Annotated in this window: 20 protein-coding genes; 13 read left to right on the forward strand and 7 right to left on the reverse strand. The window is 54.5% G+C overall.

Annotated elements, in window-relative coordinates:
• The first annotated feature begins 74 nt into the window (after positions 1 to 74).
• The 6 genes from accD (at position 75) to QT231_RS17775 (ending at position 6,580) form a co-directional block, all read left to right on the forward strand.
• Positions 75 to 1,094, forward strand: a complete 1,020-nt coding sequence (gene accD / locus QT231_RS17750; RefSeq protein ID WP_308338166.1) for an acetyl-CoA carboxylase, carboxyltransferase subunit beta — start codon at positions 75 to 77, stop codon at positions 1,092 to 1,094.
• Complete coding sequence (folC, locus tag QT231_RS17755) at positions 1,072 to 2,427, forward strand: bifunctional tetrahydrofolate synthase/dihydrofolate synthase (RefSeq protein ID WP_308338167.1); 1,356 nt, start codon at positions 1,072 to 1,074, stop codon at positions 2,425 to 2,427. The genes accD and folC overlap by 23 nt, the downstream gene beginning before the upstream one ends.
• Positions 2,414 to 3,154: an SPOR domain-containing protein gene (locus tag QT231_RS17760; protein ID WP_308338168.1), complete on the forward strand. Its 741-nt coding sequence runs from the start codon at positions 2,414 to 2,416 to the stop codon at positions 3,152 to 3,154. The genes folC and QT231_RS17760 overlap by 14 nt, the downstream gene beginning before the upstream one ends.
• A 3-nt stretch (positions 3,155 to 3,157) precedes the next feature.
• Entirely contained in the window at positions 3,158 to 3,733 is a 576-nt protein-coding gene (locus QT231_RS17765) for a CvpA family protein (protein WP_308338169.1), read from the forward strand.
• Positions 3,734 to 3,820: 87 nt separating this feature from the next.
• On the forward strand, positions 3,821 to 5,341 hold the full coding sequence (gene purF / locus QT231_RS17770; RefSeq protein WP_215094674.1) for an amidophosphoribosyltransferase: 1,521 nt from the start codon (positions 3,821 to 3,823) through the stop codon (positions 5,339 to 5,341).
• Positions 5,342 to 5,353: 12 nt separating this feature from the next.
• Positions 5,354 to 6,580: an O-succinylhomoserine sulfhydrylase gene (locus tag QT231_RS17775; protein ID WP_308338170.1), complete on the forward strand. Its 1,227-nt coding sequence runs from the start codon at positions 5,354 to 5,356 to the stop codon at positions 6,578 to 6,580.
• 115 nt (positions 6,581 to 6,695) lie between these two features.
• Here the strand turns inward: QT231_RS17775 and QT231_RS17780 are convergent, their stop codons facing one another.
• Positions 6,696 to 6,974, reverse strand: coding sequence for a hypothetical protein (locus tag QT231_RS17780; RefSeq protein WP_308338171.1), 279 nt, complete (start codon positions 6,972 to 6,974; stop codon positions 6,696 to 6,698).
• Positions 6,975 to 7,344: 370 nt separating this feature from the next.
• Between QT231_RS17780 and QT231_RS17785 the strand changes: the two genes are divergently transcribed.
• The 3 genes from QT231_RS17785 (at position 7,345) to QT231_RS17795 (ending at position 10,003) form a co-directional block, all read left to right on the forward strand.
• Positions 7,345 to 7,911, forward strand: a complete 567-nt coding sequence (locus QT231_RS17785) for a cytochrome b (RefSeq protein WP_308338172.1) — start codon at positions 7,345 to 7,347, stop codon at positions 7,909 to 7,911.
• A 79-nt stretch (positions 7,912 to 7,990) separates the two neighbouring features.
• Positions 7,991 to 8,575, forward strand: coding sequence for a YceI family protein (locus QT231_RS17790; protein WP_308338173.1), 585 nt, complete (start codon positions 7,991 to 7,993; stop codon positions 8,573 to 8,575).
• Between the two features lie 93 nt (positions 8,576 to 8,668).
• A complete protein-coding gene (locus QT231_RS17795) occupies positions 8,669 to 10,003 on the forward strand; it encodes an MATE family efflux transporter (protein WP_374694410.1) in 1,335 nt (444 codons plus the stop codon).
• On the opposite strand, the gene QT231_RS17800 is transcribed toward QT231_RS17795, so the two are convergent.
• The 4 genes from QT231_RS17800 to QT231_RS17815 all read right to left on the reverse strand — a co-directional run bounded on the left by QT231_RS17800 (position 10,000) and on the right by QT231_RS17815 (position 14,116).
• Positions 10,000 to 11,484: an NCS2 family permease gene (locus tag QT231_RS17800; protein WP_308338176.1), complete on the reverse strand. Its 1,485-nt coding sequence runs from the start codon at positions 11,482 to 11,484 to the stop codon at positions 10,000 to 10,002. The two genes, QT231_RS17795 and QT231_RS17800, sit on opposite strands and share 4 nt — an antisense overlap.
• A 169-nt stretch (positions 11,485 to 11,653) precedes the next feature.
• A complete protein-coding gene (locus QT231_RS17805) occupies positions 11,654 to 12,844 on the reverse strand; it encodes an amino acid aminotransferase (protein WP_308338177.1) in 1,191 nt (396 codons plus the stop codon).
• Positions 12,845 to 13,183, reverse strand: a complete 339-nt coding sequence (locus tag QT231_RS17810; protein WP_308338178.1) for a 4a-hydroxytetrahydrobiopterin dehydratase — start codon at positions 13,181 to 13,183, stop codon at positions 12,845 to 12,847.
• 30 nt (positions 13,184 to 13,213) lie between these two features.
• Complete coding sequence (locus tag QT231_RS17815; RefSeq protein WP_308338179.1) at positions 13,214 to 14,116, reverse strand: GGDEF domain-containing protein; 903 nt, start codon at positions 14,114 to 14,116, stop codon at positions 13,214 to 13,216.
• A 245-nt stretch (positions 14,117 to 14,361) separates the two neighbouring features.
• On the opposite strand from QT231_RS17815, the gene cobA reads away from it, so the two are divergent.
• The 4 genes from cobA to dcd all read left to right on the forward strand — a co-directional run bounded on the left by cobA (position 14,362) and on the right by dcd (position 18,158).
• On the forward strand, positions 14,362 to 15,183 hold the full coding sequence (cobA, locus tag QT231_RS17820; RefSeq protein ID WP_308338180.1) for a uroporphyrinogen-III C-methyltransferase: 822 nt from the start codon (positions 14,362 to 14,364) through the stop codon (positions 15,181 to 15,183).
• A gap of 188 nt (positions 15,184 to 15,371) precedes the next feature.
• Positions 15,372 to 16,604 carry a kinesin gene (locus QT231_RS17825; protein ID WP_308338181.1) on the forward strand — a complete coding sequence of 411 codons (1,233 nt, stop codon included), beginning with the start codon at positions 15,372 to 15,374 and terminating at the stop codon, positions 16,602 to 16,604.
• A 175-nt stretch (positions 16,605 to 16,779) separates the two neighbouring features.
• On the forward strand, positions 16,780 to 17,580 hold the full coding sequence (gene apbC, locus QT231_RS17830) for an iron-sulfur cluster carrier protein ApbC (protein ID WP_308338182.1): 801 nt from the start codon (positions 16,780 to 16,782) through the stop codon (positions 17,578 to 17,580).
• A gap of 11 nt (positions 17,581 to 17,591) precedes the next feature.
• Complete coding sequence (dcd, locus tag QT231_RS17835) at positions 17,592 to 18,158, forward strand: dCTP deaminase (protein WP_308338183.1); 567 nt, start codon at positions 17,592 to 17,594, stop codon at positions 18,156 to 18,158.
• A gap of 149 nt (positions 18,159 to 18,307) precedes the next feature.
• Here the strand turns inward: dcd and purN are convergent, their stop codons facing one another.
• A complete protein-coding gene (gene purN / locus QT231_RS17840) occupies positions 18,308 to 19,063 on the reverse strand; it encodes a phosphoribosylglycinamide formyltransferase (protein ID WP_308338184.1) in 756 nt (251 codons plus the stop codon).
• Positions 19,060 to 20,127 (reverse strand): phosphoribosylformylglycinamidine cyclo-ligase, encoded by a 1,068-nt coding sequence (gene purM, locus QT231_RS17845; protein ID WP_308338185.1) that lies wholly within the window; start codon positions 20,125 to 20,127, stop codon positions 19,060 to 19,062. The genes purN and purM overlap by 4 nt, the downstream gene beginning before the upstream one ends.
• Positions 20,128 to 20,182: the final 55 nt, after the last annotated feature.

Below are 20,182 nucleotides of genomic sequence, written 5' to 3' on the forward strand. Positions count from 1 at the left end.
ATACTGAATAGATTCACGACACTCATCAAGCCTGGTTTTGCCAGGCGTTGACGTATAACGGAAGCCTTTTTGATATGAGCTGGTTAGACAAGATCGTACCCTCCATGGGTCGTATCCAGCGTAAAGACCGTCGCGCTAGCGTGCCCGACGGCCTCTGGCGTAAATGTCCCAAGTGCGAAGCGGTTCTCTACCTCCCCGAGCTAGAGAAACATAACAGCGTCTGTCCCAAGTGCGATCATCACCTGCGCTTGACAGCACGCAAACGCTTGGACTGGTTCTTGGATAAAGCAGGACGCGAAGAGATTGCGGCCGAAATAGAGCCCAACGATCGGTTGAAGTTCCGCGACTCCAAAAAATACAAAGACCGCCTGACCGCGGCGCAAAAAGACACCGGCGAGAAAGATGCGCTGGTCGCAATGCGCGGTGAGTTGGACGGTCTGCCGGTGGTCGCCGTTGCCTTTGAGTTTACCTTTATGGGTGGCTCAATGGGGGCGGTGGTCGGCGAGAAATTTGTTCGTGCTGCTACCCTGGCGCTGGAAGAGAATATCCCGCTGGTGTGCTTTGCTGCCTCCGGTGGTGCTCGCATGCAGGAAGCACTCTTCTCGTTGATGCAGATGGCTAAGACCTCTGCCGCGCTTGAAAAGCTCAAGCAAGCGGGGGTGCCGTATATTTCGGTGCTCACGGATCCCGTCTTTGGCGGTGTTTCCGCCTCGTTGGCCATGCTGGGTGATTTGAATATCGCCGAACCCAACGCCTTGATTGGTTTTGCAGGCCCCAGGGTTATCGAGCAAACGGTGCGTGAAACCTTGCCAGAAGGTTTCCAGCGCAGCGAGTTTCTGCTTGAGCACGGTACCGTCGACATGATCGTCCATCGCCATGAAATGCGCACTCGCGTGGGTAGCGTGCTGCGTAAGTTGACGCATCACGAAGCGACGCCGGATACATCGATAATCCCTGATGATGCTGAGGTGGTTGAGCCGATTGTCGAGGAAGCTAGCTTAGCGGACACTGCTAACGTCACTTTTGACAAGGTCGATGTGACCAAGCAGGACACCACTTCCGCTAAGAGTGATGACTATTCACGCAATGCCTGACTCTCAAGAACACTCTCTACAGCCATATTCTTTAAAACAGTGGCTCCAGCATTTGGAAACGCTGCACCCGGTAGGGATTGATCTGGGCCTGGAGCGTGTCTCTGAGGTGGCAAAACGTATGGGGCTGCTTGCAAATCCCATCGCCCCCTGCGTCATTACGGTGGCAGGTACCAATGGCAAGGGGTCAACCCTTGCCATGATCGATAGTGTTGCCCGCGCCCACGATTGGCGCGTGGGTACCTACACTTCCCCCCATTTATTACGCTACAACGAGCGCGTTAAAATCGCTGGACAGGAAGCTGACGATCAACTGCTTGTACAAGGTTTTGAGCAGGTCGAGCGCGCGCGCTTGCAAGGTAGCGAAATCAGCCTGACCTATTTTGAAGCGGGTACGCTTTGCGGGCTGTGGTGCTTGGCGAGTGCAGAACTTGACCTTGCGGTACTTGAAGTAGGGCTTGGGGGGCGTCTTGATGCGGTCAACATCGTTGATGCGGATGTGGCTATCGTCACCACTATCGCTCAGGATCATGCCAACTTTTTAGGCACCGATTTAGCCCAGATTGGGCGTGAAAAAGCCGGCATTTTTCGAGCCAACCGACCCGCAGTATTAGGCAGTCAGGCGCTACCTTCCAGTGTCGCTGAATGTGCCCAACGGCTAGCGGCGCCTACGTTTAGTCTGGGTCAGCAATTTACCCATAAGACGATGGCTGCCGAGCCTACCCAGTGGCGATGGCAGGGGCAGGATGCGAATGGCCAAAGCGTTGTTCTTGACGAGCTACCGGATCCTCGGCTGCCCATCGATAACGCTGCCACTGCCTTACAGTCACTTGTGCTAGCGGGGCTTGAACTAGAGAAATCGCGAGTGCAAGCAGCGCTGGGTTCAGTGCAGTTAGCCGGGCGGCTGCAATGGATCGGTCCCTGGTGTCTGGATGTGGGGCATAATCCCCACGCTGCTGAGTATGTGGTTCGCCATTTGCCTCCACCCCCAGCAGGAGGCCGTCAGTGGTGCTTTATCGGCATGTTGAATGATAAGGATATCGACGGTGTCATACAGGCGTTAGCGTCCCGCATTAGTGATTGGGTGTGCGTGTCGCTGAGTGGAGAGCGAGGTTGCCAGGCAAGCGAGTTGTCGCAACGTATTATCGCTCAGGGAGGGCGGGTGCATTTTAGCGCCGATTCGCCGCAAGCAGGCGTCGATTGGCTGGCTCAGGTGTTAACGCCCAATGATCGTGTCTTGGCTACCGGGTCGTTCTTTACAGTTGCAGCACTGCTAGCTCGGCCACTGCCAACAGGCGCTGCGTCGCTTGATGGAGACGGAAATGAAATACGGTAAAACGGAACGCATCAGCGGTATTGTGATTCTACTCGCGCTACTGGCGATCTTTGTGCCATGGCTAATGAGCGACCCTGCGCCTAGAGAAGAGCGTCCTCAGCCGAGCTTTGTGATCGAGCAGCCGGTTGAAGTGGAGCGCCGTGACGTTCCCGCACCGGAAAGACCTTCAACCATTGGTGAGCCGTCGCTATCGTCGACTCCGCAGGGAGAGGGTGAAGAGGGCGATATGCCTATTGACGCCAACCCGCGGTTGCCGGAAACCGATCAAATCGCGGCTTCTGAACAGTCGTCTTCCCGCCCAGAAGCGGCGGGCTCCAGTGAGCCGGATGAAGCCCCAGCCAGCTCCAATAGCGACCCTATCGCGGATTTAATCGCCAGTAATAGCGGCAGTGGTCAGAGCAACGCTGGAGGTTCGTCGCAGAACTCTTCACAAAGTTCGTCACAAAGCTCTTCACAAGGTGCGTCATCTAGCGTCCCCAGCCCTTCATCCAGCGCTCAGGGGGAGTGGGCGGTGCAGGTTGGCAGTTTTGGTGAGCCCGCTAATGCGCAGCGCCTAAGCGAACAGCTGTCAGGTGAAGGCTTTACTGTTTATCAGCGCGAACGCGATAACAATATGACCACCGTCTTTGTGGGCCCGTATGCTACTTCTGAAGATGGGGAGTCCGCCATGGCCGCGATTAAGCAGCGAGCCAATGTGCAGGGCCTGCTTGTGCGGGTAAGAGACTAAACCATGGCGTTAACATGGATTGATGCGGTGTTCCTGGCCGTGCTGGCGCTGTCGATGCTGGCCGGGTTTGTCAGAGGGTTTGTCCGCGAAGCCTTGGGTTTGGCCGCCTGGGTGGTGGCGTTAATGGTTGCCCGAGTGCTCGCCGAGCCAGTGGCCGAGCTAATGAGCGGCTTCATCGACAGCTTTGATGCCCGCCTGGTACTCGCTTTTATACTGGTGATCTTTGCCGTTATTTTACTTTGTGGCATCGTGATCCGCTTGGTGCATGCGGCGATTGAGTGGGTGGGCATGGGGCTTTTGAACCGCGTGGCGGGGGCCGCTTTTGGCGTTGCCCGCGGGGCGGTTATTTTGCTTATTGCCACCGTGCTGATTACCCTCACGCCGCTGGCGGAACTGCAGGCGTGGCAACAGGCGGAGCTGCGGCCCACTTTTATTCAATTGCGCGATTGGGCGGTGAGCCAGTTAGATCAGTGGGATCGTGAGCTGCCTGAGGCGCCAGCGTCACTACGTGACATCTCTCTGCCCGAACTGCGTATGCCTGGTTCGGCGGAGCGAGAAGTTATCCCGACAGGTGATTGACCTGTTACTGAAGTTGATTCTACGAACGTTCGGGCTTGCATAGGTAAATGACTTAGGCAAACCATGGCATTAAGCGAGGTAACGTGAATGTGCGGTATAGTGGGCCTTCTGGGCAAGCAGGCGGTAAATCAGGGAATCTACGATGCCCTGACCGTACTTCAGCATCGTGGCCAGGACGCTGCCGGCATGATGACATGGAGCGAGGGACGCTTCCTGCTGCGCAAGAGTAACGGCTTGGTACGTGATGTATTTCATACCCGCCATATGGCCCGCCTAAAAGGCAACCTAGGCATTGGTCACGTGCGTTACCCGACGGCAGGCTCTTCAAGCGAAGCCGAATCACAGCCGTTCTATGTTAACTCTCCTTATGGTATTGCGCTGGCGCATAACGGCAACCTGACCAACTCCGAGCAGTTGAAGCAGGAGTTGTTCTCTACCGATCTGCGCCATATCAACACCAGTTCCGACTCTGAAGTGCTGCTCAATGTCTTTGCTCACGAGCTGGGGAAGCAGGGATTACACCTGGAAGCGGAAGATATCTTTGACGCCGTGCGTCGAGTTCACCGTCGCTGCAAGGGTGGTTACGCCGCCGTGGCGATTATTAACGGCTTCGGTATGGTGGCGTTCCGCGATCCCTTCGGTATTCGCCCCGTTGTCTTTGGTACTCGCGAAGAGGAGAACGGCCAAGCGGTAATGATCGCTTCCGAATCCGTTGCTCTGGATGTGGGCGGTTTCGAGCTTGAACGTGATCTATCGCCGGGCGAAGCCATTTTTGTCGATATCGAAGGCAATATTCATACGCAGGTGTGCGCGGACCGTCCGCAGCTGCGTTCGTGTATTTTTGAACATGTTTATCTTGCCCGCCCGGATTCACTGTTGGACGGTGCCTATGTGTACGGCACCCGCATGCAGATGGGCCGTAAGCTGGGTGACCGTATTCTCAACGAGTGGCCGGATCACGATATTGATGTAGTCATTCCGATCCCTGACACGTCGCGCACCTCCGCCCTGGAAATGGCGCAGCATTTGGGTGTGACCTATCGCGAAGGGTTTATGAAGAACCGCTATATTGGTCGCACTTTTATTATGCCGGGGCAAACCCAGCGTAAAAAATCGGTACGTCAGAAGCTCAATGCCATCGACGTTGAGTTCAAGGGTAAAAACGTCCTGCTTGTAGATGACTCCATTGTGCGCGGCACCACCTGTAAGCAGATTATTCAGATGGCTCGCGATGCCGGGGCGCGCAAGGTCTATTTTGCGTCGGCGGCGCCTCCGGTTCGCTTCCCCAACGTGTACGGCATCGATATGCCTGCGGCGTCTGAGCTGATTGCTCATGGCCGTAGCGAAGCGGAAGTGGGGGATCTGATTGGCGCCGACCGTATCTTCTATCAAAATCTGGACGATCTAAAAGCGGCCTGCCGCGAAGTAAATCCAGAGATGGAAGAGTTTGATTGCTCGGTGTTTGACGGCAATTACGTGACCGGTGATATCGACGATGCCTACCTGGCCGCCCTGGAAGCTAGCCGCAATGATTCCGCCAAGGATCAAAGCGCCGGTGACCATGCCCTGGTCGATATGCACAATCAGGACGATGACCTGGACGATTAGGAGAGCAGCCTTATGCATGATGATAATCACCAGGAAAACAGTCACCAGATAGACAGCCACCAGGACGAGTGGTCACTTGAGACGCTGGCGATCCGAGCGGGCCATCAGCGCACTTTCGAGCAGGAGCACTCGGAGCCTATATTTCCGACCTCAAGCTTTGTCTACGCAAGCGCTGCCGAAGCGGCGCGTAAGTTCGGTGGGCATGAACCGGGCAACGTTTACTCGCGCTTTACCAACCCTACGGTGCATACCTTTGAGCGCCGCCTAGCGGCTCTTGAGGGTGGCGAGCGCTGTGTCGCCACCAGTTCGGGCATGTCGGCGATCTTTTCCACCGTACTGGCACTGCTTTCAGCAGGGGATGAGATTGTTGCTTCCCGGTCGCTGTTTGGCTCGACGGTGAGCCTGTTTGATAAATACTTTGGTAAGTTCGGTATTACCACGCGTTATGTTGAGCTTTCCAATGTCGCTGCGTGGGAGGCTGCCATTACCCCCAAAACGCGACTGCTGTTTGCCGAAACCCCCTCAAATCCGCTGTCAGAAATTGCCGATATACCGGCCCTGGCAGCGTTGGCAAATCGTCACGATGCGCTATTGGCCATCGATAACTGCTTTCTTACCCCGGCTCTCCAGCAGCCCCTGGCGTTAGGCGCTGATTTGGTTATTCACTCGGCGACCAAGTATCTGGACGGCCAAGGCCGTGCAGTCGGGGGGGCTGTGGTAGGTAGTCATAAACTGCTTGAAGAAGTTTTCGGTGTGGTGCGTACTTGCGGACCTTGCCTTAGCCCCTTCAACGCGTGGATTTTTACCAAGGGACTGGAAACCCTGTCGCTACGTATGAATGCCCACTGTGACAACGCCTTGACCCTGGCGCGCTGGCTGGATGCCCACCCGGCGGTTATGCAAGTCTTCTATAGCGGTCTGGAACATCATCCCCAGCACGATTTGGCTAAACAGCAGCAAAAAGGTTTTGGTGCCGTTTTGGGTTTTGAAGTGAAGGGCGGCCAGGAGGGTGCGTGGCAGGTGATCGACGCGACTCGTATGCTCTCTATCACGGGTAACCTAGGTGATGTAAAAACCACCATTACTCATCCTGCGACCACCACCCATGGTCGTTTATCCGACACGCAGAAAGAGGCAGCGGGTATTACGCCAGGGCTGATTCGAGTGGCAGTAGGCCTTGAGAGCCAGCAGGATATCCAGCGCGATCTTGCCCGTGGCCTGGATATTCTCGCTGGCTAGTTGATAGTGAGCAATCCGGCACTAACGAAAAACCCACCTTTGATGAAGGTGGGTTTTTCGCATTTCTGAACCCTAGTGGTTCATATGCTGTGCAAGCAACGAACCATTACATGTTTTAAGAAGCGTTGCGGTGGGGCAGATCTGACAGCGCAATCTGGTCATCATTATTGGAAGAGGGGTTGATGTGCGAGCTCGGAGCAGCAACGCCGTTTTTCTCTGCACCGCCGTTAACTAAAGGCAAATCAGCCGGCGTCATGTACAAAGTATCAGCGCTGTAATTCGCTGAAGAGCTAGGGTGAACAATCTGGTTAAGTTCGCCAGATCCCTGTTCAGCTAGAACGGCAGTAGAAGTCAATGTCATGGCAATAGCGGTAATAAGGGTGATCTTTTTCATGATTGGCGCTCTCTAATAGGAAATTTGTGTGCAGCTTTTAAGCTCGTTGCACAATGTCTCTTAGGACATGCACTAATAGTAAGCGTGCAAACAAAATAATTAAATTGATTAAATTTGCAGTATTTGTTCGATTTTATAGAATGATTTATCGGTTCTTTTTTCAGAAAAGTGCTGCGTAAAAAATCGTTAGCGGGTTATTCAATGGTTTTTACGAATGAAATATTCTGCTTTTTTCAGAGGTTTTCAGTAGCCTATAGCGGTAAGGTTCAAAGCATGGAGCATAGCGTAATCCAAGCTCTGATAAGTGCGTTGGCGAAATTGAAGTATCCATAAATAAGAAGTAGTCATAGATAAAATAAGGAATAGCAAAATGTTGCGGAACAGTCGCAGCGGATGGGGATTGATCAGTATTCTATTTCACTGGCTAAGTGCGCTGACCATTATCGGACTGTTTGCATTGGGCTGGTGGATGACCGATCTGGGCTATTATGACCCTTGGTATAATCAGGGGCCCTGGGTACACCGCTCAATTGGTATCCTGCTGCTGTTTGCCACACTGGTGCGTTTGGTATGGCGCTTCGTCCAGCCGACACCCCGTGCAGAGGGTAGCCGTTTGGAAACTATTGCGGCTCATCTCGGTCACATTATTCTTTATGTACTTGTATTAGGGGTCATGGTGAGCGGCTACTTGATCTCTACCGCCGATGGTCGTGGTATCAGTGTATTTGGTTGGTTTGAGGTGCCTGCGCTGTTATATGACTTGCCCAATCAGGCAAGCTTGGCGGGTGACATCCATTGGTACAGCGCTTTGGCGCTAATGATTCTTGCCGGTGGGCATGCGCTCGCAGCGCTCAAGCACCATTGGTTGGACAAACACGCAACGCTGGTGCGCATGCTTAATCCAGCCTATAGCATGCGCTCTGATTCAGAGTCGTGAGATAGATTCGTTTTGACCGCCGTGAAGGCGATCTCCGCCTGTCACGGTGTTTATTAAGTAACCCAAGGAGTTGTTTACTATGTTGAAGAAGACTGCATTTGCCACTGCGATTGCCGCCGCGGCGCTGGTTCCATTGAGCCAGGCCCAGGCAGCTGAATATCAAATCGATACCGAAGGCCAGCATGCCTTTATTCAGTTCAAAATTTCACACCTGGGTTTCTCTTACATCCTGGGCAGCTTTGAAGAGTTTGATGGCCAGTTTGCTTACGATCCTGAAGATCTCGATGCCTCCTCTGCCGAAATCGAAGTGCAGGTTAACAGTCTGACCAGCAACCACGCTGAGCGTGATCGCCATATCTTAAGCGATGATTTCCTCAATGCTAGCGAGTTCCCCACCGCTACGTTCACCTCAACAGGCTTTGAATCAACTGGCGAGAATGAAGGTGTGCTGACAGGTGACCTGACCCTGCACGGCGAAACCCAGGAAATTGAAATGCCGGTGACGTTGATGGGTGAAGGCGATGACCCTTGGGGTAACTACCGTGCTGGTTTTGAAGGCAGCACAACGCTGACTCTGAGCGATTACGGCATCGATATGAGCGATTTCCCTGAATCCATGCATGAGCTTGAGCTATACGTCACGTTTGAAGGTATTCGTCAGTAAAGAGTACGTTTAGTTAAGCGCCATCACCCCGCTAGGGGTGGTGGCGTTTTTGCGTTTAAGGTGAATGAAAGGAGAGTTGACTTGGCAATTGTTATGCAGCAACGCGAGTTGGCAATAACCCTATGGCGTCAAACCTGGCCAATGGCCATCGGGGTGTTGGCGTTATTGGGTTTTCAGCTTGTGGATAGCGCCTTTATTGCCCGTTTGGGCACTGCCCAGCTCGCCGCTCAGTCGTTCACCTTTCCGCTCTCCTTTCTGATTATTGGCATTCAGGTGGGCATGGGTATCGCCATTGCCGCGCTTATTTCCCGAGCGCTAGGTGCAGGGGAAGGTGATCGGGCAAGGCGCTTAAGCAGTTTGGTGTTAATGGCTGGCGGTGGGGTGATCGGCCTGTTAGCCATCGTCTTATGGCTATTCCATGTGCCCATTTTTCAACTACTGGGGGCGGATCAAACCACGCTCTCGTATATCCGCATTTATTGGGGCCCGCAGCTCTTATCGGCGTGGCTGGGGGCACTGCTCTATTTTAGTTATAGCGTCTTTCGCGCCCATGGGGATACCCGTTTACCGGGCAAGATGATGGTGCTGAGTAGCCTCGTTAACCTTGCGCTCGACCCTCTACTGATTTTTGGAGTAGGCGATTGGCAGGGCTGGGGGTTACCCGGCGCTGCCTGGGCAACCGCAATCGCTTTTACAGTGGGGCTGTTGGTGACCACGCGCAAATTGCTCAAACGCCAGTGGGCATCGCAACAGGGACTGTGGTTAGAGGCGCAACAGTCGTGGCGGCCGTTTGCCGGAATTGCGGCTCCAGCTATGGTCAGCCAACTAATGCCACCCTTGGCGGCGATGCTGGCTATTTCTGTGGTGGCGGGCCTGGGTGAGAGTGAAGTAGCGGCCTGGGGCTTGGCAAGCCGTCTGGAAACGCTATCGCTGATGGTGATTCTGGCCATGACCATGTCGCTACCGCCGTGGTTAGGTCGCTGCTACGGCGCCGGTGATTGGGGTCAGATACAACAGCTGATGCGTTTGGCGGTCAAGGTCGCGCTAGTTTGGCAGCTAGGCCTTGGTGTGGTGCTAGCGTTAGGGGCTCCCTGGCTAGCCATGGCGTTAGCGGGCAATCCTGAGGTACAGAGTGAGTTGGCGCTGCTCATCCGCTTTCTGCTGCCCAGCTACGCAGCGCTGGGTGTCTGCATGCTGGTGGTCTCAGCAGGGAACGCGTTAGGTTGGCCGCTGCGAGCGATGCTGCTATCCAGCGCCCGGCTGTTTATTTGCTATTTGCCCTGCCTATGGCTGGGCTCGCAGTTATTCGGTTGGTGGGGGCTGGCGGCGGGCGCTGCGGTGGGTAACCTCCTGGCGGGCTTGATGGCGTGGCAAGTCATGCGGCGTATTCTTTCCCGCCCGCATCGGCAGGCGGGATTCGTCAATTAACGCAGGCGCGCTGCTTCTTGAAAAGAGAAGTAGATAAACAGCAGCGCCATGCCCAAGTAGCCCATCACGAACTCTGGGGCAGCATTGAGCGACAGCTCCGGGGCATGCATCAACCCAACGAAGGAGAAGCCTGCGGCAATGGCGGCGAAGGCGGCCGCGCGTCTGAACTGGTGGTCAATCACCGACACCGTCATGGCACCGAGCAAAATGGCCATAAACATAGCCCCCTGGCCCATTACCACAATGGCACTGGAGATATCGGTGACGACCTCGCCCGCCCCGCGGTTAAAGCGCGTCATTACGTAGTTGGCGAAGTAGGGCAGCATGGCCAGCGCCACGGCGGGGTAGTAGCGTGTATCGTTGGCTTGAAAGGCGGTGGCAATCATCGACATGCCGACAAACACCAAAATCGGGGCGACCACCGAAACGGGAATAATGGCGGCCAGGGCGGCGATTAAGCCGAACATGGTGGCCAGCGCATATACCGCGCCATTGAGCAGGCTGTAGCCACGACCCGCGCCCATCCACTTGGCTCCAACGGTGGCAATATAGACCGTGGTAGGAAACACGCCGCCAAACAGCGCGCCGATCATGGTACCAGCGCCATCGACTGCCTGACACTCGCGTACATCGTACTTATCGCCTGCGGCTTCCATCGCCTCTACGTTGTTCATCGTCTCAATGGCGTTATAGAGCGTAATCGGCAGCACCACGGTAAGTACCGCTAGCATACTGGTGAGCAGTAACCCCAGCCCTTCAAACCAGGCCAGATTGGGAAGCAGCGGATAAAAGCCCAAGTGGGTAAAGGCATCGCTAAAGCGCTCGGTGCCGGCGTCGCCAATTAAATAGGCCATGGCGGTGCCGAGGATAATGGCGAAGAGCGAGGTGGGTAGCTTAAACGGCATGCTCACTCTAGCAACCAGCCCCACAATAATGATCGCTAACACCAGCAAGCCAATAACCGGCATTTCCAAGGTTTTGAACAGCATTTCACCGGCGATAAAGGTCAGGGCGACACCAGCAACGGCGCCTAGCATGGCAGCACGCGGCAGGTGATACTGCACCCAACGGCCAATTACGCTGATCGCCGCTTCGATAGCGCCGCTAATAAAGCAGGCGGCTACCGCTACTTTCCAGGCCATTTCTGCATCACCGGTGAGCTGTTTGGCGGGGAGTAACACACCGAACAGAAATACGAACATGACCGGGGTTGAAATGCCGTAAGAGAGCGCCGTCACATCGGCGCGGTTCTCCTTGCGTGCCAGCCTTGCCGCGCTCCACGCATAGTAGAAGTTGCCCACCATTACTGCTACCGCAGCGCCTGGCAGCACCTGGCCGTATACAATAGAGGAGGGGAATCCCATGCCCAGCATCGTGATCGCGATAATCACAAAGTTGGCAATGTTGTTTTGAAACAGAGCGAAGAACGCGTCGGTGTCTTCTTTTTTGTACCAGGGGTAATGGGTGCTGGCAGTCGCCATATTAGGCCTCTTGATTATGGTGTGTTGTATACAAGGCAATACTGAGTGTGCCGAAGAGTTGACTAATCGGTCAAGCGCCCGGTACGCAAAAACGTTCAGCACACAAAAACGCCCAGGAAGGCCTGGGCGTTTGTAGTGCTGTAGTACTTGTTAAGTGCTTGGACGCTACCTAGTCGTTGACAGCGGCGATCGCTTTGGCCAGGTAGGGCAGGTTTTCCTGGGAGAAGCCTGCTACGTTGGCGCGACCCGAGCGCACCATGTAGATGCCAAATTCATCGCGTAAACGATCTACCTGCTCAGGCGTTAAGCCGGTGTAGGAGAACATGCCGCGCTGCTCTGCTACGCAGGCGTATTTCTCATCCAGCCCGTAGGGTTTCAACGCTTCGACGAAATCGCGACGCAGGGTATTAATACGATCGCGCATTTCGGTGAGCTCTTCGCGCCATAGCGCAGTCAGCTCAGGGTCATGGAGAATCTCACTGACGATAGCGCTGCCGTGAGCAGGCGGGTTTGAGTAGTTTTCCCGTGCCACGATCGCGACCTGTGAGCGAATGTTGTCCATCTGCTCGCTGTCTTTTGCCACCATGATCAAACAGCCGGTACGCTCACAGTAAATACCGAAGTTCTTCGAGCAGGAGCTGGTGATGATGGCTTCGTCGAGGTTTTCTGCCAGCAGGCGAACGCCGTAAGCGTCCTCATCCAGGCCTTCGCCAAAGCCCTGATAGGCAAAGTCGATCAACGGAAGTAGTTTGCGCTCACGAACAATCTCCAGCACTTCCTGCCACTGGGCGTGGGAAAGATCAAAGCCGGTGGGGTTGTGGCAGCAGGCGTGGAGTACGACTACATCGCCTTCTGGAATGCTTTTCAGCGCTGCCCGCATACCGTCAAAATCAAGACGGTTGTCGGGGTCGACGTAAGGATACTTGTGCAGCTCGATACCCGCCGCGGTAAAAATACCGTGGTGGTTGGGCCAGGTTGGATCGCTTACCCAGATTCCTTTGCCCGGCAGCTGTGAAGAGATGAAGTCAGCTGCTAAGCGCAGAGCGCCGGTACCGCCAGGCGACTGTGTAGCGCTGGCACGGTTGGCTTTGAGTACCGGTGACTCGGCGCCGAATACCATGGGAAGGACTACTTCACCATAGCTGGGGGCGCCGTGAGAACCGATATAGGTTTTCGTCGTTTCATTCTTGAGCAGGCGAGCTTCTGCTTCCTTAACGGCGCGCATTACCGGCGTATTGCCTTGGGTATCACGGTAAACACCGACACCTAAATCCACTTTTTGCGGGTTGGTATCTTTTTTGAAAGCTTCGATCAGCCCGAGAATGGCGTCTCCTGGGACTCGCTCAATATGCTCAAACATTTATTCGGCTACCTCGTCGGTTCTGGCGGCAAGAATGAAGTCATTAAGATGCAGGCCCTTGATAGCGTGAGACCACCACGTGACAGTAGCTTTGCCCCACTCAGTCACGATAACGGGGTGATGGCCAGCCTGCTCGGCAATATCGCCAACGCTTTGGGTAAACGCCAAGGCGCTGGCAAAGTCACGGAATTTAAAACTTCGTGACAGCTTCATGATGCCATCGTGCTCGACAATCTGCCACTGGCTGAGGCTTTTTAGCCGCTCATTGGCCTCATCTTTACTTAGTGGCAGAGCATTTTTGCTGCACGGTTCACAAACGGTGTCAGCTAGCGTTGTCATCATTTGGCTCCTGCGCTTGGGTATTTCCTATTAGCGTAGATGGCAAACGCAGTCGCGACCAACGTCTTTGGCGCTATACAGCGCTTGGTCGGCCCGCTCGATCAGGCTCGTAAGGGGTTCGCCACAGCGATATTCAGCCACCCCAATACTTAGCGTCACCTGGCCTGGCCCCATGCCGAAGTCGCGCGCACTGATGGCTTGGCGCAAGCGGTCGGCAAGTGCATGGCATTGCTGCAGCGGCGTGAGCGGCAGCACGACCATGAACTCTTCTCCTCCCAGCCGAGCCACCATATCTTCACAGCGCAGTAGTGACTGGGTGTGCGTCGCTAACTGTTTAAGTACGTCATCCCCGTGTAGGTGGCCCCAGCGGTCGTTAAGACGTTTAAAGTGATCAATATCGATCATCATGATGGAGAGCGGAGTGCCGTGGCGGGTACTAAGCGACGCAACATGGGTTAAATGCATCATCAGTTTGCGGCGATTGGGCAGTTGCGTCAGAGGGTCTGTATCGCATAGCTTACGAAGCCGCTGCTCCTCGCTTACTTGGTCGCTAATGTCCATCATTATGCCGTTCCACTGAACACCGTCAGCAACTGGCTTCGGCTGGGCGCTAACCGCAATCCAGTGAGGTTTGTCTTTTGGGAACGGTAGCCGAAAGCGCGTGGTAAGAGGCAGCATCCAGCGCGCCGAACGTTCGATCGCAGACATTATCTTGGGGTGGTCACTGCCGGTCAGTTGCTCAACTAATTGGCCAGCATTTTGCGCCAGAAGCTCCCGGTCGATATGTTTGAGAGCCACGCCGCCGCCCTCTAAATAGGGAAACCGCATATGACCATTGCGCGCACGGTGAAACTGGAAGATAACGCCGGGTATATGGGGTACTAGGTGGTCTGCACTGACTCGCTCGGGTGCATCTATATCATTCACGGGCATGCGTGAATCTCCAAACATATGCCAATTTGAATTCGATCGTGAAGATTAGCCCTAAATACGTAATCAGGATGTAAGCCATTGCAGACAAAATGGTCATTATCTATATTATTTTAGAATATATATGTTCTTTTTTTATATATATTCGATTGTATTCTAAGTAATAGACAAGGCGTTATTGGCATTTAGTGGTAAAATTAATTACTTTTTTGCATATTAAAAACCTTTTTTATTCCTGAGGTGGATTCTTGGAAGCAGGACGAGAGCAAACGTCTCAGCCATATGGGCGGGTAAGCCTAGTGGGGGCGGGCCCTGGTGATCCAGAGTTACTAACGCTAAAGGCGTACAAACGCCTGCAGTCCGCGGAAGTGGTGCTTTACGACCGCTTGGTTAGCGATGAAATTATCGCCTTTATACCCACCCAGGCGCAGCGCTTTTATGTGGGTAAGGCACGCTCGCTGCACAGTGTTCCCCAAGAGGGCATCAATCAAGCGCTGGTGAAGTGGGCTCAGCAGGGTAAGCGCGTCGTGCGCTTGAAAGGCGGCGATCCGTTTATTTTTGGCCGCGGCGGAGAAGAGCTTGAAGCACTGGTAGCAGCACAAGTGAGCGTGGAAGTGATTCCAGGGGTGACAGCAGCCTCCGGCTGTGCCGCGTATGCAGGTATTCCTTTAACCCATCGCGATCACGCTCAGTCAGTGCGTTTTGTCACTGGACATTTGCAGCAGGGCGAGTGTGAGCTTGACTGGGATGCGCTAGCGCGGCCTGGGCAAACTTTGGTGTTTTATATGGGGTTAGGCAGTGTGGAGGTGATCAGTCAGGCGTTGATTAAGCACGGTTTAGTGCCAGAAACACCGCTGGCGCTAATTGAGCAGGGGACAACCCGTCAACAGCTTACCCATGTAGGTACGCTGTCTGCACTGCCTGATACTTTCTTGGCGGGCCTCATTAAACCGCCTACGCTGCTAATAGTGGGGAGTGTGGTATCACTGCATACCACACTGGATTGGTTTGATGCGCTCAATGGGGAGGCTTCAGGCTTCCATGAGGGAAAGCATCCGCCTTCAGGCTAAATTGATAGGCATCTTTGCTTGTGTGGTAACGCTACGGAAACATTTGTACACGAATTTGCAAACATACTGGCTAGATACAGCGAGCTGTGTATGCTGAAAGGGAGATCATCCAAAGTTAGCGCATTATCCACGTACTTGATTATCGTTAGCTTGGACAAACGTTAGCTTAGACCATAGAGGAACGCATGATGTCGGAAGCAAACCACTCAGATCACCAGTCACCAGCCAACAAGCCAGAGCCGGCTAAAAAGTCGGATATGAAGACCCTCTTTCAAGATAACCGGGTAAAAGCCATTGCCGGTATCGCCGCCATTGCGGTTATCTGGGCGATTATGGCGCAATCCAATGCAGGTTCCCGCCAGGATCGCGTTGATAGTCTTGAAGAGCAGCTCGCCAGTGCTGAGCAAGAAAACAACCAAATGAACCAGCGCATCAGCGAGATTGAGCAGGCTGAAACCAATTTAGCCGCGCTGCAGGAGGAGATGGCATTCCTGGAAGCGCAGCAGCAAGAAGCCCGTTCTTCGCTTGAAAGTGCCCAAGGCAATGTCAGCGATGTAGAGTCGCGGTTAGCAGAACTTGAATCTGAACGGGACGCGCTGGAAGAAGAAATTGCCACTCTTAATGAGCAGGTAGCGACCGCTGAAAGTGAGATGGGCGCACTGCGTGAGGAACGCGACGAGATCACCAGTACTCGTGATGAAGCGGAGAGCGCCCTCCAGCAAGTTGAAGAGGCACGTACGAGCGCTGAAGAAGCCCGTCAGGAGGCTGAAGCCGCCCGTCAGGAAGCTGAGCAGCAGCGTCAGCAAGCGGTTGAAGAGCTGGGTGCCACTCAAGAAGAGTTATCTTCGCTTGAAGAACAGATTAGCCAAGCTAACGAACAGCTAAGCGGCTTGGAGGAGGAAATTTCCACTGCCCAAAGCGAGCTAGATGAGCTAAAAAATGAACGCGATTCACTCACCAGTGAACGTGATGAACTGCAAAGTAATGTTGATTCTCTGACGGCACTGCGCGAAGAGGAAGAGCAAAGCTTAAGCCAGGTGCGTAGTGAACTGGATGACGTTATGGTCGCTCTGGATATGGGGCGTGAAGAGGTGGCCAGCGTCGAGAGTGACATCGAGCAGCGTGAAAATCAGTTGGAGCGTTTGGAGAACCAGTTAAGCGAATGGCGCGATGAGCTGTCGACTCTCGACAGCCGTTTGGCCGATGCAGAGCAGTCTGCGGCTGAGGCTACTTCGTCTTCACAGGACAGCTCTTCACAGAACGGCGGTTCTGAACAGTCTTCAACAGAGGGAAGTTCAACAGAGGAGAGTTCCTCAGATCAAGGTTCTTCAAGTGAAAGCTCTTCAGGTGAAAGCTCTTCGAGTGAGAGCGCCAACGACAGCGATGGCGGCAGTGAAGAGTCGCAGCAAAACGCTGGCTAATAGTAGGGTAGAAGGTAATGCGCTAACGCACCTTTCGCGTTAGCAAAGTGAGGGCGGATGTCGGGGAATCGACATCCGCCCTCTTGTTGTTGGTTTATGATTCTGGCTACGAGGCGTATCATTCACGCAAATCTTAAAGCAGCTGTGAACAGCTTAAAACGAGGAGTGCCATTGAATGGATGGGGTTAAGCATATTATTGCAGTGGCATCGGGTAAGGGCGGTGTGGGAAAATCCACCGTCACCGTGAACCTGGCATTAGCATTGGCAGCACAGGGCTACCGCGTGGGTGTACTGGATGCGGATATCTACGGGCCCAGCCAAGCGCAAATGCTCGGTGTTAAAGAGGGCACACGCCCTCAGGCGGCCAGCAATGACAGATTTCTCCCGCTCCAGGCCCATGGCATACAGGCGATGTCGATGGCGTTTATGGTCAATACCCGCGAGCCGATGGTATGGCGCGGGCCGATGGTGGTGGGCGCATTCCAGCAGATGCTGACGCAAACCCAGTGGGATGATCTCGATTTTCTGTTGATCGACATGCCCCCAGGTACCGGTGATATCCAGCTGACCCTGGCTCAGAAAGTGCCGGTCGCAGGCGCGGTGATTGTGACCACCCCGCAGGACATTGCGTTGCTAGATGCCCGGAAAGGGATCGAAATGTTCCGTAAGGTCAATGTGCCGGTGCTTGGCGTGGTGGAAAATATGAGCCTCTACCACTGCGAAAATTGCGGTCATGAGGCGGCTATTTTTGGCACCGGCGGTGGCGACAGCATCGCCGAAGAGTACGATACCCAGGTGCTTGGTCGACTGCCGCTGACGCTCTCCATCCGTGAACTAACGGATTCGGGGCGCCCAAGCGTCGTGTCTGAACCTGAAGGCTCAGTGAGCCAAACCTTCGCGGCTATTGCCCAAAAAGTCGCTGAGGCGGTGAGTGCAAACCAAGGCGACGGCCCAACTATTTCCTTTAGTGAGTGATAACGAAATAAATGAGTATCAAATCTGATAATTGGATTCGTCGCATGGCCAAAAGCGACGCGATGATCGAGCCGTTTGAAGCCGACCAAGTGCGCTATGTGAATGATCAGCGGGTGATCTCTTATGGCACGTCAAGCTATGGCTATGACGTGCGCTGCTCAGATGAATTCAAAGTCTTTACCAATATTCACTCAGCGATTGTCGATCCCAAAGCGTTTGATGCGAACAGCTTTGTCGATATTAAAGGCGACGTGTGCATTATTCCGCCCAACTCTTTCGCGTTGGCGCGGACGGTGGAGTACTTCCGCATTCCCCGTAACGTGCTCACAATTTGCCTGGGTAAATCCACTTACGCGCGCTGCGGCATTATTGTCAACGTGACGCCGCTGGAGCCCGAATGGGAAGGCCACGTGACCCTGGAATTCTCTAATACCACCAATCTGCCGGCAAAGATCTATGCCCATGAGGGTGTTGCGCAGATGCTGTTCCTAGAGTCCGATGAAGTATGCGAGACCTCGTATAAAGACCGCGGCGGGAAGTATATGGGCCAGCGCGGCGTTACTTTGCCGCGGACCTGATACTGAAATATGTGGTTGCTTGTGCTGACTGGGCAGCGATGACAAGGGCAGGTTGAAACGAGGGTCTTTTTCCAGGGATGGAAAAAGTAGCTCCCAGGGATGGGTTCACAGCGCCCTCGTGGAAACCTGCTCTTGGCATCGGGGTTGGCTTAGTCCTGCGACTCTTCGTCGAGCCCCTCATCAAGCTCTTCCGCTGCGTCGGCGTGGGAGAGCCGCATACCGTGTTCCGGCAGCAGATGGCCATCCATCTTGGCGCCTTCGGCGCTGAACTGCAGCCTGCCTTCCAAAAACCACTGCACCGCGATCGGGTAGATCAGATGTTCCCGGGCGCGAACCTTCTCTTGCAGCGTTTCAGCGGTGTCGTCGCTGCTCACCAGCAGCTCCGCTTGCAGTACCACCGGGCCACCGTCCAGCTCTTCGGTGACGAAGTGAACGCTACAGCCGTGGCTGGCAACACCGTCTGCCAGGGCGCGGGCGTGGGTGTTAAGCCCTTGATACGTTGGCAGCAGCGAAGGGTGAATGTTCAACATTCGGCCCAAAAAGCGCTGCACAAAGCGAGGCGTCAAAATACGCATAAAGCCCGCCAGTACAATCAGATCCGGCTCGTGGCGCTCAATGACTTTGATCAAGGCGCCGTCATAAGCTTCGCGGCTATCGTACTCCCGATGAGGAAGCGCGACCGCTTCAATGCCCGCTTCATGGGCGCGCTTAAGGCCATAGGCGTCAGCGATATTGGAAATGACCGCGACAATCTCACCACCGCCTAGACGGTCGTGGGACTGAGCATCAATCAGCGCCTGCAGATTGCTACCACTGCCTGAGATAAGCACCACAATGCGGCGCGCACCGAGGGGTTCCGGCGTTACGTCTTTAATGGTATCGCTCTGGTAGTCCGTATTGGTCATGCCGAGAGGTTCTCCAGAATAACGGCGTCCCCTTGGCGCGCAACGATCTGGCCCAGGCGATAAACGGATTCGCCTTCGGCTTCCAGATGCGCCACTGCCTGCTCAGCTTGATGCTGTGGTACCACCACGACCATGCCGATACCGCAGTTAAGCACGCGGTGCATCTCGGTTTCATTCACGTTGCCATGGGTCTGCAACCAATCAAACACCGCAGGGCGCTGCCAGCTGGCAATATCGATATGCGCAGCGAGGTTGTCGGGCAGCACGCGGGGAATGTTTTCAAGCAAGCCGCCGCCGGTAATGTGTGATAACGCGTGTACGGCAATATCGCTGCCGCGCATCAAGGAGAGCAGCGATTTAACATAGATGCGGGTAGGTGCCATCAGTGCATCGCCGAGGGTTTTGCCGTCGATATCGGTCTCTAGAGAAGCGTTGCTGACCTCGAGTATTTTACGAATCAGCGAGTAGCCGTTGGAGTGTGGCCCGGATGAGGCCAGCCCCAAGATAACATCGCCTTCGGCCACCTTACTGCCATCTAAAATATCCGCCTTTTCAACCACACCTACGCAGAAGCCCGCTAAATCGTAGTCGCTGCCTTCGTACATGCCCGGCATTTCGGCGGTTTCGCCGCCTACCAGGGCACAGCCAGCCAGTTCGCAACCAGCGCCAATGCCGGTGACAACGTCAGCAGCAATATCCACATCGAGCTTACCCGTGGCATAGTAGTCTAGGAATAACAGCGGTTCGGCACCGGCCACGATGAGGTCATTGACACACATAGCGACCAAATCAATACCAATGGTGTCGTGTTTGCCAAGATCCATTGCCAGGCGCAGCTTGGTGCCGACGCCATCGGTACCTGAGACAAGTACGGGCTGACGATAGCCTGCGGGGATCTCGCATAGCGCGCCGAAACCGCCAAGCCCGCCCATGACTTCTGGGCGAGTAGTGCGTTTGGCAACGTGTTTAATGCGGTCAACTAAGGCGTTACCGGCATCAATATCGACGCCTGCGTCCTTGTAGCTGAGGGAAGGAGTAGCCGAAGAAGAGGAAGTCTCGGTCATGACAGATCCTGTGAAGCAAATAGCGGTGCTGATAGTGCTGGCGACATGGCCAGTG

Source organism: Halomonas sp. SpR1, from assembly GCF_031010175.1.
Lineage (GTDB): Bacteria > Pseudomonadota > Gammaproteobacteria > Pseudomonadales > Halomonadaceae > Vreelandella.

What these genes read in the sequence shown, in the direction of transcription:
- QT231_RS17805 (WP_308338177.1), bottom strand. Translation starts at nt 12,844, where the DNA reads ATGTTTGAGCATATTGAGCGAGTCCCAGGAGACGCCATTCTCGGGCTG.
- QT231_RS17795 (WP_374694410.1), top strand. Translation starts at nt 8,669, where the DNA reads ATGCAGCAACGCGAGTTGGCAATAACCCTATGGCGTCAAACCTGGCCA.
- purM (WP_308338185.1), bottom strand. Translation starts at nt 20,127, where the DNA reads ATGACCGAGACTTCCTCTTCTTCGGCTACTCCTTCCCTCAGCTACAAG.
- QT231_RS17800 (WP_308338176.1), bottom strand. Translation starts at nt 11,484, where the DNA reads ATGGCGACTGCCAGCACCCATTACCCCTGGTACAAAAAAGAAGACACC.
- QT231_RS17810 (WP_308338178.1), bottom strand. Translation starts at nt 13,183, where the DNA reads ATGACAACGCTAGCTGACACCGTTTGTGAACCGTGCAGCAAAAATGCT.
- accD (WP_308338166.1), top strand. Translation starts at nt 75, where the DNA reads ATGAGCTGGTTAGACAAGATCGTACCCTCCATGGGTCGTATCCAGCGT.
- purN (WP_308338184.1), bottom strand. Translation starts at nt 19,063, where the DNA reads ATGACCAATACGGACTACCAGAGCGATACCATTAAAGACGTAACGCCG.
- dcd (WP_308338183.1), top strand. Translation starts at nt 17,592, where the DNA reads ATGAGTATCAAATCTGATAATTGGATTCGTCGCATGGCCAAAAGCGAC.
- QT231_RS17765 (WP_308338169.1), top strand. Translation starts at nt 3,158, where the DNA reads ATGGCGTTAACATGGATTGATGCGGTGTTCCTGGCCGTGCTGGCGCTG.
- folC (WP_308338167.1), top strand. Translation starts at nt 1,072, where the DNA reads ATGACTATTCACGCAATGCCTGACTCTCAAGAACACTCTCTACAGCCA.
- QT231_RS17760 (WP_308338168.1), top strand. Translation starts at nt 2,414, where the DNA reads ATGAAATACGGTAAAACGGAACGCATCAGCGGTATTGTGATTCTACTC.
- QT231_RS17825 (WP_308338181.1), top strand. Translation starts at nt 15,372, where the DNA reads ATGTCGGAAGCAAACCACTCAGATCACCAGTCACCAGCCAACAAGCCA.
- apbC (WP_308338182.1), top strand. Translation starts at nt 16,780, where the DNA reads ATGGATGGGGTTAAGCATATTATTGCAGTGGCATCGGGTAAGGGCGGT.
- QT231_RS17775 (WP_308338170.1), top strand. Translation starts at nt 5,354, where the DNA reads ATGCATGATGATAATCACCAGGAAAACAGTCACCAGATAGACAGCCAC.
- QT231_RS17780 (WP_308338171.1), bottom strand. Translation starts at nt 6,974, where the DNA reads ATGAAAAAGATCACCCTTATTACCGCTATTGCCATGACATTGACTTCT.
- QT231_RS17815 (WP_308338179.1), bottom strand. Translation starts at nt 14,116, where the DNA reads ATGCCCGTGAATGATATAGATGCACCCGAGCGAGTCAGTGCAGACCAC.
- QT231_RS17790 (WP_308338173.1), top strand. Translation starts at nt 7,991, where the DNA reads ATGTTGAAGAAGACTGCATTTGCCACTGCGATTGCCGCCGCGGCGCTG.
- purF (WP_215094674.1), top strand. Translation starts at nt 3,821, where the DNA reads ATGTGCGGTATAGTGGGCCTTCTGGGCAAGCAGGCGGTAAATCAGGGA.
- QT231_RS17785 (WP_308338172.1), top strand. Translation starts at nt 7,345, where the DNA reads ATGTTGCGGAACAGTCGCAGCGGATGGGGATTGATCAGTATTCTATTT.